At 69.2% G+C, this 13059-nt stretch carries 13 protein-coding genes; 11 read left to right on the forward strand and 2 right to left on the reverse strand.

The genetic code is table 11. The features are described 5' to 3' along the window. Positions 1-121: 121 nt before the first annotated feature. The 7 genes from A3CU_RS0135700 (at position 122) to folE (ending at position 6080) form a co-directional block, all read left to right on the forward strand. Complete coding sequence (locus A3CU_RS0135700; protein ID WP_027946259.1) at positions 122-1177, forward strand: YeiH family protein; 1056 nt, start codon at positions 122-124, stop codon at positions 1175-1177. A 90-nt stretch (positions 1178-1267) separates the two neighbouring features. Beyond that, positions 1268-1867 (forward strand): TetR/AcrR family transcriptional regulator, encoded by a 600-nt coding sequence (locus A3CU_RS0135705; protein WP_052372740.1) that lies wholly within the window; start codon positions 1268-1270, stop codon positions 1865-1867. 52 nt (positions 1868-1919) lie between these two features. Then, positions 1920-2864 carry a sigma-70 family RNA polymerase sigma factor gene (locus A3CU_RS48390; RefSeq protein WP_043843684.1) on the forward strand — a complete coding sequence of 315 codons (945 nt, stop codon included), beginning with the start codon at positions 1920-1922 and terminating at the stop codon, positions 2862-2864. Between the two features lie 248 nt (positions 2865-3112). Further along, positions 3113-4207, forward strand: a complete 1095-nt coding sequence (locus tag A3CU_RS0135715; protein WP_281174186.1) for a CapA family protein — start codon at positions 3113-3115, stop codon at positions 4205-4207. A 64-nt stretch (positions 4208-4271) separates the two neighbouring features. Continuing rightward, entirely contained in the window at positions 4272-4646 is a 375-nt protein-coding gene (locus A3CU_RS0135720; RefSeq protein WP_245617485.1) for a hypothetical protein, read from the forward strand. A gap of 45 nt (positions 4647-4691) precedes the next feature. Beyond that, positions 4692-5330, forward strand: a complete 639-nt coding sequence (locus A3CU_RS0135725; RefSeq protein WP_027946263.1) for a DUF2267 domain-containing protein — start codon at positions 4692-4694, stop codon at positions 5328-5330. A 150-nt stretch (positions 5331-5480) separates the two neighbouring features. Then, positions 5481-6080 carry a GTP cyclohydrolase I FolE gene (gene folE / locus A3CU_RS0135730; protein ID WP_027946264.1) on the forward strand — a complete coding sequence of 200 codons (600 nt, stop codon included), beginning with the start codon at positions 5481-5483 and terminating at the stop codon, positions 6078-6080. A gap of 438 nt (positions 6081-6518) precedes the next feature. Here the strand turns inward: folE and A3CU_RS0135735 are convergent, their stop codons facing one another. Then, positions 6519-7709, reverse strand: coding sequence for an RtcB family protein (locus tag A3CU_RS0135735; protein WP_027946265.1), 1191 nt, complete (start codon positions 7707-7709; stop codon positions 6519-6521). A gap of 173 nt (positions 7710-7882) precedes the next feature. Between A3CU_RS0135735 and A3CU_RS48395 the strand changes: the two genes are divergently transcribed. The 3 genes from A3CU_RS48395 to A3CU_RS0135750 all read left to right on the forward strand — a co-directional run bounded on the left by A3CU_RS48395 (position 7883) and on the right by A3CU_RS0135750 (position 10460). After that, positions 7883-8755: a universal stress protein gene (locus tag A3CU_RS48395; protein WP_043843686.1), complete on the forward strand. Its 873-nt coding sequence runs from the start codon at positions 7883-7885 to the stop codon at positions 8753-8755. Positions 8756-8812: 57 nt separating this feature from the next. Next, a complete protein-coding gene (locus tag A3CU_RS0135745) occupies positions 8813-9604 on the forward strand; it encodes a crotonase/enoyl-CoA hydratase family protein (protein WP_027946266.1) in 792 nt (263 codons plus the stop codon). Positions 9605-9857: 253 nt separating this feature from the next. Beyond that, entirely contained in the window at positions 9858-10460 is a 603-nt protein-coding gene (locus tag A3CU_RS0135750; protein ID WP_027946267.1) for an Rv1733c family protein, read from the forward strand. Positions 10461-10669: 209 nt separating this feature from the next. Here A3CU_RS0135750 and A3CU_RS0135755 read toward each other — a convergent pair whose 3' ends face one another. Continuing rightward, entirely contained in the window at positions 10670-11296 is a 627-nt protein-coding gene (locus A3CU_RS0135755; protein WP_027946268.1) for an alpha-ketoglutarate-dependent dioxygenase AlkB, read from the reverse strand. A gap of 237 nt (positions 11297-11533) precedes the next feature. Between A3CU_RS0135755 and A3CU_RS0135760 the strand changes: the two genes are divergently transcribed. Then, positions 11534-13018 (forward strand): LCP family protein, encoded by a 1485-nt coding sequence (locus A3CU_RS0135760; RefSeq protein ID WP_156960731.1) that lies wholly within the window; start codon positions 11534-11536, stop codon positions 13016-13018. Positions 13019-13059: the final 41 nt, after the last annotated feature.

Genomic DNA, 13059 nt, shown 5'->3' on the forward strand with positions numbered 1-13059 from the left:
TCCCCCGCACGCGCGCAACCGGTTCCGGGCGCGCCCTACGTCACAGTCGTACGGTATCGCGGCCCAAATGAGCGTACATTTCTGTCCCATTAAATGTTCGTACATTTAGCTGGGAGGGAACATGGCGCAAGCCCTGGCACGTCAGCGGTCCGAGCGGGGCGTCCGCGGCCTGCGGAAGGTGAGCGCGGTGGCACCCGGCCTGCTGGTGGCGCTGGCGGTCGCCGTCGTCGCGACACTGCTCGGGCGGCTGGCGCCGATCGTCGGCGGCCCGGTGTTCGGCATCCTGCTGGGTGCCGTCGTCGCCGCGGTGATCCCGGGCCTGCGCGCACCCACCCTCCAGCCTGGATACGGCTTCGCGTCGAAACCGGTGTTGCAGATCTCGATCGTGGTGCTCGGCACCGGCCTGTCGCTGGCCGAAGTGGTCCGGGTCGGCGGCGAGTCGTTGCCGGTCATGCTCGGCACGCTCGTTGTGGCGCTGCTCGGGGCGTGGTTGTTCGGCCGCCTGCTCGGCGTGCGGGCGAACGCGCGCACCCTGATCGGCGTCGGGACCGGGATCTGCGGCGCGTCGGCGATCGCCGCGACGACCGCCGTCATCGGGGCCGCCGAGATCGAGATCGCTTACGCCATCGGCACGATCTTCACCTTCAACATCGCGGCCGTCCTGCTGTTCCCGCCGATCGGCCACCTGCTCGGCATGGACGCCCACGCCTTCGGCTTGTGGAGCGGAACCGCCATCAACGACACGTCGTCGGTGGTGGCCGCCTCTTTCGCCTACGGGGGCGACGCCGGTGACTACGGGACGGTGGTGAAGCTGACGCGCACCCTGATGATCATTCCGATCGTCATCGTGCTGGCCGCGCTCCAAGCCCGGAAGCAGACCGACGGCGGGTTCCGCCTTCGCGGCATCCCGTGGCGCAAGATCATTCCGTTGTTCCTGGTCGGCTTCCTGCTGGCCGCGACCCTCGACACGCTGGGCGTGATCCCCGGGTCCTGGCATCCCGTGCTGTCCTTTGTGGCCACCTTCCTGATCACCACCGCGCTGGCCGGGATCGGGTTGACGTTGCGACTGTCGACCGTGCGCAAGGCGGGAATACGGCCACTGCTGCTCGGCGGCGCGTTGTGGATCTCGGTCGCCGCGGCGAGCATCGGACTCCAAGCCGTGACCGGAACGTTGTGAGATCGCTCCAAACGCCGCTTCAATCATTGAATTGGGTGTTGTGAATTACACTGATTGAGTGCACGGAGGAAACATGCTCTACTGCTGTGCGTGACTCCCGTCACCGATCCTGGGGCCCGCGAAAGATTGCTCGACGCGGCAGAACGACTTTTCCTCGAGTCCGGTTGCGACGCGGTCTCCGTTCGCGCGATCAACGCGGCCGCCGGGATGAACCCGGCCGCGGTGCATTACCACTTCGGCTCCCGGGAACAGCTGATCGAAGCCCTGCTGGAGACCCGGCTGGCCGCCTTGTGGGAGCGGTCGCTCGGCGAGTTGTCGCAGCCTCCGGCGCAGGTGGCCGAACTTGTCGAGGCGATGGTCGCCCCGCTGACCGGGCTCGCCAAACACCGGCTGGGCCGCTTGCACCTGCACCTGCTGGCCAGGGTCGTGCTCGGCGACCACCGTCCCGAATGGACCTCCCGCTGGTTCGGGCTCGCGCCGTGGGCGGGACTGCTGCGCGCGGCCTGCCCGGATCTCACCGTGCGCGAAGCGAAACAGCGCTGGGTGCTCGCGGTCCAGTTGATCCTGCAGGCTTTCGGCGCACCACAGTCGGTTCGCCCGCCCGGCGCGGGACCGTCCGCAGCCGCCGTCCGCCGGCTGTGTGCCTTTGTCGCGGCCGGACTTGCCGCACCCACGGGGCGAGCACGATAAACGGGAATGCCTCCGCGCGAAGTCACGTTGAAGTAACCGTGAAGGGAGGCTGATGGAAGCGACGAAAACTCGCCGCCGGGCCGAGCGGGTTGCCGAAGAGCACGACGCCGTTCGCCACTATCTCGATGGTATCGGCCGGATTCCGCTGTTGTCGGCGGCCGAGGAAGTAAGGCTGGCCAAGCGCATCGAGGCCGGTGTGTACGCCGAGGAACTGCTACGCCAGGCCGACGACGGTGAAAACCCGCCGGCGGTCGATCGGGCGGATCTCGAAGCGGTCGCCTCGGACGGCGTGCGGGCCCGCGAGCAGATGATCCGGGCCAACCTCCGGCTCGTCGTGGCCGCGGCCAGGAAGCGCCGTGCCCACGGGCTCGAACTGCTTGACCTGATTCAGGAAGGCAATCTCGGCCTGATGCGGGCCGTGCAGAAGTTCGACTACGCCAAGGGATACAAGTTCTCCACCTACGCGATGTGGTGGATCCGGCAGGCGATTCAGCGCGGGACGGCCTACGGCAGCCGCACCATCAGGGTGCCCGAGCACGCTGCCGACGATCTCGCCAAGCTCGACCGGGCGGGGCGTGAGCTGGTGAAGCAGCTGGATCACGATCCGACGGTGGACGAACTGGCCGAGGCGACCGGTTTCACCGCCGCCCGCGTGGCGGAATTGCGGCAGGTGGGCCGCGTCACCGCCAGCCTGGACACCCCGGTGGGGGAGGACGGCGAGACCAGCCTCGGTGACCTGATCGCCGGCACGGAGTCGCAGGCGGACGCCGAGATCGACCGTGCCGCCGCAGCGGCTCAGGTCGACAAGTTGCTGCGCACCCTTTCCCCGGTCGAAGGAGAGATCGTCGCCTACCGGTTCGGGCTCGGTGACGGCCGGCCGCACACGTTGCGGGAAACCGCCGAACACGTGGGGCTCACCAGCGCCCGGGTGCGGCGGCTCGAACAGCGGGCGCTGATGCAACTGCGCGACCCCAGCTCGCTCGACCTCGCAGCCTGAGCGCATCTCAAAGTCCGCCCAGGACGACCACGGGCCGCGCCGGAGGTCTCGGGTTTTGGGAGGTAGGCCGCCGGTCTGGGAAAGACGCGGATCACCGCGGAGTCACGGCCCGGCTACCCAAATCTGATCGCGTTTGGAACACCGCATAGCTCGCGTTCGCGGGCTCGCTTGTTCGCGGGCCGAAGGTCAACCGACCCCGGGACCGGGGTCCCTGCCCGTGTCCCGGCCGTCGACGGATACTCGTCGGGGTGGTCACGGTCTTGCTGTGCGGGGACGTGATGCTTGGCCGGGGCGTCGACCAGATCCTTCCGCATCCGGGCGATCCCGCACTGGTCGAACGGTTCGTCACCGACGCGCGTGTCTATGTGAAACTCGCCGAGCAGGCCAACGGGCCGATCCCGCGTCCCGCCGATTTCGCCTGGCCGTGGGGCGAGGCGCTGCGGTTACTGGACGAGCTGGCGCCCGACGTCCGCGTGCTCAACCTGGAGACCGGCATCACCGCCGACGGTGAGTTCGACCGGGGCAAGGCCGTGCACTACCGGATGAGTCCGGGAAATGTCGGTTGCCTGAGCGCGGTCCGGCCGGACGTGTGCGTGCTGGCGAACAACCACGTGCTCGACTTCGGGTCGGCGGGGCTGACGGACACGCTGTGTGTGCTCTCCGCCGCCGGGCTGCGCGGGACGGGTGCCGGTCACGACGCCGCGGAAGCCGTCCGGCCCGCGGTGGCAGAGGTCCAGAGTGGACGGCGGGTGGTGGTCGCGGCGGCCGGGATGGAATCGGCCGGAGTCCCGGCGGACTGGGCGGCGCGGCCGGACCGGCCGGGAATCGCCTTCCTCCCCGACCTTTCCGACCGCAGCGCCGACGAACTGGCGGACCGCGTACAGGCGGTGAAGGGCCGCGGAGACATCGGGATCGCTTCTCTGCATTGGGGACCCAACTGGGGATACGACGTCGGCGCGAGCGAGGTCCGGTTCGCGCACCGGCTCGTCGAGCGGGGCGTCGACATCGTGTACGGCCACTCCTCGCACCACCCGCGCCCGATCGAGGTGTACCGGGGCAGGCTGGTCCTGTACGGCTGCGGCGACACCGTCGACGATTACGAGGGCATCCGCGGCTACGAGGAGTATCGGGACGACCTGCGCCTGCTGTATTTCGCCACCTTGGACGCGGGCGAACTGATCTCGTTGCGCATGGCGCCGATGCGGGCGCGCAACCTGCGTCTTGAACACGCTCCCGGCGCGGACGCGGAGTGGCTGCGGGCCACAGTCGACCACATCAGCCGCCGGTTCTCCACGCGCGTCGAGCGCGACGCCGACGGGCTGCTGACCGCTCACCCGCGGTGATACCCGCTCGTAAGTTACCTTCGCCCCTACCCGGTCAGCGGTCCCGGCGTCGAATATCGCTGCCATGGGTTACCTTTCCCCCAGCGAGCGACGCCGCTTGGCGGTCAAGGCGATCGACGCGCTCGGTGCGGGCCGCCGCGACCATGTGCTCCTGCGCGTCCGGTGTTCGGACAGTCACCACGTTGCCACCGTCTACCAGACGGAACCGGGACCAGTGTTCGTGTCCGTGGTCGGCCAGCGGCCCCATGGCAACCGTGACTTCGTCGATGTGGCGCACGGGACGCAGGGACGCGGCATCGAGTACGTGGATCTCCTCGACGGGGCTCCGCACGCCGACGACGAACTGCCCGCCCATTGCGAGTGCGGCGCGCATTCCCTGTCTCGCCGCGAACTGCGACAGGCGATCGACTCCGCGCAACGGACGTTTCTGATCCCCTGAGAACACCAGCACAGGAGAAGAAGAACAAGCACAGGAGAAACCGCCATGGCGCCACAGCACGACCCTCTCGCGCATGCCCAGCACACCGCCCACGAGTGGCTGAACGTGATCGCCGCGCGGCTGGGGACCGACGACCGCGACTTCGCCTACCGCGCGCTGCGGGCCTGGCTTCACCTGGTTCGTGACCGGCTTTCCGTGGACAGTGCGGCGCACCTGGCAGCCCAGCTCCCGGAGTTCCTGCGCGGGGTGTACTTCGAGGGATGGGCGCCGAGCCGGGTGCCGATTCGTTACGACTCGAACCAGTTCACCAGCCTGTTCGCCCGGGAGGCCGGGATCGGCCCGGCCGACGTGCCGGACACCGCCGCCGCGGTTTCGGGTGCGCTGCGGGAACGGTTTTCGCCTGGGCAGCTCGACCATGTCTTCGCGGTGTTGCCCGCCGGTTTGCGTGGTCAACTCGAGGGCGAGGTGCCCGTCGCGGCACCGGCACCCCGGGCGCCGGCCGAACAGCTACGCCTGACCGCGCTGGAGGATACCGTGCAGGCCCTGACCGAGGCGGTGTCCGCGCTGGCCCGCGGCCTGGAGGAGCCTCCGGGGGAGGAGCCTGGCGGCGGCCGGGCCGCGAAGGCGGCGCAGGAGGCGCACCGGATCCTGATGGCTCAGACCGTGGTCGCGCCCGGAACCTGACGCCAGCTACCCGCGGACACGCAGCGCGTCCGCAGTATCGCCCAAAGTCATAGTCGCAACCGTTCGTCTACCGTGGCTACCTGCAACCCGTGACCCTTGCGTTTAATAAGACCAACACCGGTTGGTCTTATAGGGAAAGGCAGGCGCCCGATGCACGATTCGTCCGCGTTGCACGTGGTCCACGAGCCGGAGACCGGCCCGGACCTGGATGCCGCCGAAGCGGCGGCCGCGCGGTTCCTCACCGCGCTGGGCATACCGATCGATTCGGAAGGGCTGCGGAACACGCCGCGAAGGATGGCCTCCGCCTACGCCGAGCTCTTCGCGCCCCGGCCGTTCGACCTGACCACGTTCCCCAACGACGAGGGGTACGACGAGCTTGTGCTCGCGCGGTCGATTCCCGTGCGTTCGGTATGCGAGCACCACCTGCTGCCGTTCGTCGGCGTCGCGCACGTCGGCTATCTGCCCGGCGATCGCATCCTCGGCCTGTCGAAGCTGGCGCGGGTCGTCGAGTACTTCGCCTGCCGCCCGCAGGTGCAGGAGCGGCTGACCAAGCAGATCGCGGACTGGCTGCGTGAGCAGCTGAACCCCAAGGGCGTCGGGGTCGTCATCGAGGCCGAACACACCTGCATGACCCTGCGCGGGGTGCAGGCCACCGGGTCCAACACGGTCACCTCGACCCTCCACGGCCGCCTCCGCGGCGACGCCCGCTCGCGCCAGGAGTTCTTCGCCCTCACCGGCATTCACGGCTGATCGGCCGGGCCGGCCGGCGCACCACGAGATCCGGCCACAATGGACGATCTCAACGCCGCTCGCCCAGCGTCTCCGCCCCGAACCCACAACCCCCTGAACCGACAACTCCCCTTCCTGACCCAGGAACTCACCTTCCTGAACCGGGAACTCACCTTCCTGAATCGGGAACTCACCTTCCTGAATCGGGAACTCACCTTCCTGAATCGGGAACTCACCTTCCTGAATCGGGAACTCATCCTCCTGAGCTGGGGACACACCCTTCTGGAGCGGGAATTCGGGTTCCTGAGCCGGGGACACGGGTTCTGTTCTGTGTCCCCGGTTCGGGCAGGTGTGTTCCCGGTTCGGGCGGGTGTGTGCCGGGTTCGGGCGGGTGTGTGCCGGGTTCGGGCGGGTGTGTGCCGGGTTGGGGGAGGTGTGTGCGGGGTTGGGTGGGCGGGGTCAGCCCTTGACGCAGACGACCTGCTTGAGCTGGGCGACCACCTCGACCAGATCTTCCTGCGCGGCGATGACCGACTCGATGTCCTTGTACGCGGCGGGAATCTCGTCGACGACGCCCACGTCCTTGCGGCACTCCACACCGGTGGTCTGGGCCGCGAGGTCGGCTTCGCTGAACGTCTTGCGCGCCTTGGTCCGCGACATCCGGCGCCCCGCACCGTGCGAAGCCGAGTGGAAGGAGGTCTCGTTGCCGAGACCCCGCACGATGTAGGAGCCGGTGCCCATGCTGCCCGGGATGATGCCGAGATCACCAGAGCCGGCCCGGATCGCGCCCTTCCGGGTCACCAGCACGTCGACGCCCTCGTAGGTTTCCTCGGCGACGTAGTTGTGGTGGCACGAGATCGGCTCGTCGAAACGCACGCCCGGCACCGTTTCGGCCAGGGCACGCTGGACGAGCGCGACCATGGTCGCGCGGTTGCGGGCCGCGTACTCCTGCGCCCAGAACAGGTCGCGCCGGTAGGCCGCCATCTCCGGGGAGCCGGCGACGAACACCGCGAGGTCGCGATCGGGCAGGTCCGCGTTGTGCGGCAGCCGCCGTGCGACGTCGATGTGACGCTTGGCCAACTCGTTGCCGATGCCCCGGGAACCCGAGTGCAGCATCAGCCAAACCCGGCCGGCGTCCGGGCCGCCCTGCTCGAGGCACACCTCGATGAAGTGGTTGCCGCCACCGAGGCTGCCGAGCTGGTTCCGAGCGCGGTCGTGCAGGCGCTGGACGCCCTCGTGCAGATGCTGGAACGACGACCAGAACTGGTCCCACCCGCCGAGGCCGGGCACGACCGCGGGGTTCACCGGCCTGGTGTGCATGGCGAATCCCACCGGCACCGCCGATTCGATCCGCCGCCGCAGCGGACCCAGGTCGTCCGGCAGGTCCGCGGCGGTCAGTGACGTGCGTACCGCACTCATCCCGCAGCCGATGTCGACCCCGACGGCCGCGGGGGACACCGCGTCGCGCATCGCGATCACGCTGCCGACCGTCGCGCCCTTGCCGTAGTGCACGTCGGGCATCACGGCCAGGCCATGTACCCACGGCAGGTTCGCGACGTTGTGCAACTGACGCATGGCGGCGTCCTCGACCGACGCCGGGTCGGCCCACATCCTGATCGGTACCCGCCCACCCTCGACCGCGGTGAACATTCTCGGCATCCCTTCTGCGCTGTTCGGAACGTGTGCGGGTAGCCGGACTGCCCGCCGGCCCGCCACTTCGTTCTCGGTGCGCCACAGCATCACGTGCCGGGGCGACCACCGGCAACCGGATTAGTGACTTCCTCCCCTCCCTTCCGTTCCGCCGGCTCGGAAAGGCTGGTCAGATGGCCGACCAGGTCCTGGTGGGCGTGGATGACTCGGCATCCGCAATGGACGCCGTGCAGTGGGGTGCACGGGAAGCGGCACGCCGCCGTGTCCCGTTGCGGCTCGTGCACGTCTACTGGACGCCCGGCTGGGACTTCCCCGAATTCGAGCTCACCGGAGCCCAGGCGCGCGTCGAGATGTGGCGTCTCGGGACCGAACTGCTCGACCGCGCGGCGAGAGCGGCGACCGAGGCCGAGCAGCACGTGAGCGTGGAAACGGAGATCCGGACCGGCGATCCGCGAGTGGTGCTGCTCGATGAGTGCCGGCACGCGAGCCTGGCCGTGCTCGGTTCGCGGCAGCTGAGCGCGGCCGGCGGCCTGCTGGTCGGCTCGCTCGGGCTGGCGCTGGCGGTGCACGGCCGCTGCCCGCTCGTCGTGGTGCGTGGCGCGGCAGCGGAGCGCGGTCCGGTGCTCGTCGGTGTCGATGGCTCACCGGCGAACTCGGTCGTGCTGGACTTCGCATTCGCCGAGGCGGCGCTGGCCGGCGCGCCGCTGACGGTCGTGCGGACCTGGAGCGGGATCCCCGCGGACGCGGCCGCCGAGCACGAGCGGGAGCGCCAAGCGCTGGAGGACCAGATTTCCCCGTGGCGGGAACGGTTTCCGGACGTGCCGGTCGATCAGGTCGTGGTGCGCGGCCGGCCCGGGCCCGTGCTACTGGACTACGGGCAGCACGCGCGGCTGATCGTGGTGGGCAGCCGCGGACACGGTGCGGTGACCGGACTACTGCTCGGTTCGACCAGCCAGCGGCTGACCCGCCACGCACCCTGCCCGGTGGCCATCGTGCGATCCGACGTCCCGGCCCAGCCGCCGGCCCCGGATTCCCGCGCGCCTTGATCCATATGGTCCAGACCTACAAGGTTTCGCCTGCGTACGGGGGCTACGGTCGGCGTCATGAATGAGCAGACAGTACGCGTCGAGCGTCACGGTCCGGTGTCCACGGTGATCCTGTCCCGGCCCGAAGCGCGCAACGCCGTCGACGGTCCGACCGCCGCCGCGCTTCACCGCGCCTTCGATGAATTCGACGCCGACGACAGTGCCTTCGTCGCGGTGTTGTGGGGCGAAGGCGGCACATTCTGCGCCGGCGCGGATCTCAAGGCGTTCGGCACCGCCCGGATGAACCGGGTCGAGGCGGACGGACCCGGCCCGATGGGGCCGACCCGGATGCGGCTGGGCAAGCCGGTGATCGCCGCCGTCGCCGGGCACGCCGTGGCGGGCGGGCTGGAACTGGCCCTGTGGTGCGACCTCCGGGTCGCCGCTCAGGACGCGGTGTTCGGGGTGTTCTGCCGTCGCTGGGGGGTGCCGCTGATCGACGGCGGCACCGTGCGCCTGCCCCGGCTCATCGGCACGAGCCACGCCATGGACATGATCCTTACGGGGCGGGCGGTAGACGCGGCGGAGGCATTGCGGATGGGGCTGGCCAACCGTGTGGTGCCGGCCGGCCAAGAGCGCGCGGCCGCCGAGGAGCTCGCCGCCGGCCTCGCGCGATTCCCGCAGACCTGTTTACGCCGGGACCGGCTTTCGGTACTGGACCAGGAGGGTCTTTCCGAGGAGGCGGCGATGGCCGGGGAATGGCGGCACGGAACGGTTTCCCTGGCGGCCGACGCGGTTTCCGGGGCGGGCCGTTTCGCAGCCGGCGCGGGCCGGGGCGGCTCGTTCCCGGACATGGGCGGCATGGATGCTTGACCGGTCCGCGCCGGGCACCTCGTGGTTCAGACCTGACGTAGCGTTACCGCGAAGGGCCATGCTTTCGGATGATGTTGCGATCCGCCCCGGCCGTGCCAGCATTGAGTGTGCCAAGCGTGATCCTTTCCCGCTGCTGTGACGGGTAGCTCACAGCGGCCTCGGTCTCGTTTGCGAGCCGATTCGGGTACTCGCGCGGCAAAGTGGGTATCGGCACAGTGTGGGCCATGTCCACGAGAAAGGGGGAATGAAGCCAATGAACGGACCGTTCGGGTGGTCTGCCCGATTCTGGCGCCGTATTCATCCTGGTCGCAACCCGCTGGCCAGGCGTTCTGACCGGGTCGAGGGCGCGATGCTGCTCGTCGTCGTGCTCGGCATGCTCATCGCGTTACCGCTGGCGGTCTTCGTCGGTGGTGCAACCTATCGCGGGCAGGCCGCGATCTCCGAGCAACAGCACGCCACCCGCCACCTCGTCACCGCCACGTTGCTCGAGGCCGTGCCGGTGCCGACGCCGGCTGCCGACAACAGCATCGTCGACAACGGCTCTCCCGGTGTGCGTGCCCGGTGGACCGCACCCGACGGGTCCGAGCGGACCGGGGCCATCCCGGCGGACCCGGGCACCCCGGCGGGCAAGCCCGTCCCGTTGTGGCTCACGGCGTCCGGTGACCCGGCGCCGGCACCACTGAACTCCACCGAGATCACCACCGCAGGCATCGTCGTCGGCGCGTTCTTCTGGCTGGCCTCGGCGTCCGTGCTGGTGGCCGGGTACTGGGCGGGCCGGCTGATCCTCGACCGCCGGCGCGGCAGCCAGTGGGACCACGCGTGGGCCACCGCCCGCCAAAAGTGGGCACGCTTCTAGGACTGTATTGAACTTGGTTTGCGTTGCGGTGCGGGTGGCGGAACCTGAGGCGGTCCCTGGCTCCGGGATCGCCTCCTCATGAATGTCCCAGTTCACCACGTCGGCGCTGTCCTCGCCAGGAACCGCCTCAGAACCCGCAGCGGTGCAAGTGCACGGCCCACAGCAAGCGGCTCCGCCGCTTTGAAATACCACCGAGTTCCACAACAGCTCTAGCGGACGTCTTGGGGGCGGAACTGGATGCTTATCCGGGGACCGAGCGGCCGGCTGGTCTTGGGGATGGCGTGCTCCCAGGTGCGCTGGCACGAGCCACCCATGACGATGAGGTCGCCGGGCCCCAGCGACTGGCGGACGGTCGCCCCGCCGCCGCGTGGCCGTAGCAGCAGGGTGCGCTGCGCGCCGACCGACAGGATGGCGACCATGGTGTCCTCCTTGGCGCCCCGGCCGATCGTGTCGCCGTGCCACGCCACGCTGTCGCGCCCGTCCCGGTAGAAGCACAGGCCCGCGGTGCGGAACGGCTCGCGCAGCTCGTCCGCGTAATGCTTGCTCAGGGCGGATCGCGCGGCGGCCAGCACGGGATCGGGCAGGGGGTCATGCTGGTCGTAGAAGCACAGTAGCCGGGGTACGTCGACCACGCGGTCGTACATCCGCCGCCGTTCGGCGTGCCAGGGCACGTTGGCGGCCAAGCGCTCGAAGAGCACGTCCGCGCCGGTGAGCCAGCCGGGCAGCAGGTCGATCCACGCGCCCTGGGCGAGCTGGGTGCGGCGAAGGTCGTCGAGCGGGCCGACTGAGACGGCGTCGGTTACGCCGAACAGCGATCCTTGAAGCCCGAAGCTCATAACTCCAAGGTACACCCGCTCGAACGTTTGTTCTCATCATTTCGGAACGTGTTCGGGTAGCCAGGCCGTGACGTGTCCTTGTCGGCTGCCAGTCGACCGCGATGGCGGCCTGCCTCCCCGCCCACGTACAGCGTTGTGCCGTGTCACCAAGCGTGCTTGTCTCGCGTTTTGAATAGGTCTCTCTACTTAATTTTTACGGTGTCGGAATACCGCTAGTGATTGACTGATGGAGTGGCTGTGTCACGTGTTGTTCGCCGGGTGGCGGTCGGCATGGTGTCTCTGCTCGTGTTCGGCGTCACCTTCCTGGGCTGGGCCCAGTTGCACCGGCTGATCAGCGGCCTGTCGATAGCGGACGTCATCGATCCGGGTGCCGCGGCGGGCACCGCAGACGAGCAGAACATCCTGCTGGTCGGCCTGGACACGCGGACCGACGCCCAGGGCAACCCGCTCCCGCAGTCCATTCTGGATCAACTGCATGCAGGGGGCAGCGGGGACGGCGGTGACAATACCGACACGATGATCCTCATCCACGTTCCCGCCGGCGGCGGGAACGTCGTCGCCTTCTCGATCCCGCGCGACTCCTACGTGCGGCTGGCCGGCGGCTACGGCATGCACAAGATTAATTCCGCGTACACCTACGCTCAGGTCGCCGCGGCGGACAGCCTGCGTGCCCGGGGAGTCGGCGGCGCACAGTTGAACGTCGAAGCCGCGCAGGCCGGCGCCAAGAACGCGATCCAGACGGTGCAGCAGTTCACCGGCCTGACCATCAACCACTTCGCCTCGGTGAACCTGGTCGGTTTCTACGACATCAGCCAGGCCGTGGGCGGGGTTCCGGTGTGCCTCAACGCCCCGGTCGACGACAGCTACTCCGGCGCGCGGTTCCCGGCCGGACCCCAAACCGTCTCCGGCGCGCAGGCGCTGGCGTTCGTGCGCCAGCGACACGGCCTGCCGGACGGCGACCTCGACCGGATCAGGCGGCAACAGGCGTTCATGGCGAGCATGGCGCGCACCGTGTTGTCCGCGGGCACGCTGGCCAATCCGGCGAAGCTGAACCAACTCGTCGACGCGCTCAAGAGGAGCGTCACCATCGACCAGGGCTGGGATGTGCTGTCGTTCGCCGAGCAACTGCGCAACCTCAGCGCCGGCAAGATCCAGTTCCAGACCATCCCGGTGATCAATGTGGACTATCAGACGTCGGACGGCAGCGCGGTCGAGGTCGATCCGGCCGCGGTCAAGACGTTCATCGCCCGTGCGATCGGTGCGGCCGGGACGGTGGCGGTGCAGTCCAGAGCGCCCGATGTGTCCGGTGGGTCACCGCTGAGCCTGCAGGGGACGGCGGGGGTGACGATCGATGTGGACAACGGCACCGGTGCCGACGGCCTGGCGGCCCGCGTGCTGGGGGATCTGAGCGGCCACGGGTATACCGCCGGCACCACCGCGAACGTCGCGTCGCCAACGGCCACCGTGGTCGAGTACGCGAGTGGAGCGCGCGCGGATGCCGAGAAGGTCGCCGAGTACCTGGGCCGCGGGGTCGGCGTCACGGCCGATCCCGGCCTGCGGTCCGGGCATCTGCGGATCCTGCTCGGCTCCGAGTACACCGGGCCGGACAGTCAGGCGGCCCACGACGGCGTCGCCGGCTCGCCACCGTCGATCGAGACGCCACCGTCCACAAGTAACACTCCGCCACCGATCACCGCCGGCGGCCAGAACTGCGTCAACTAGCCATCTCGATGCGTGTCCCCGCTTCCAGCGCGCGTGTCCCC

It is taken from the genome of Amycolatopsis taiwanensis DSM 45107 (assembly GCF_000519205.1).
Lineage (GTDB): Bacteria > Actinomycetota > Actinomycetes > Mycobacteriales > Pseudonocardiaceae > Amycolatopsis_E > Amycolatopsis_E taiwanensis.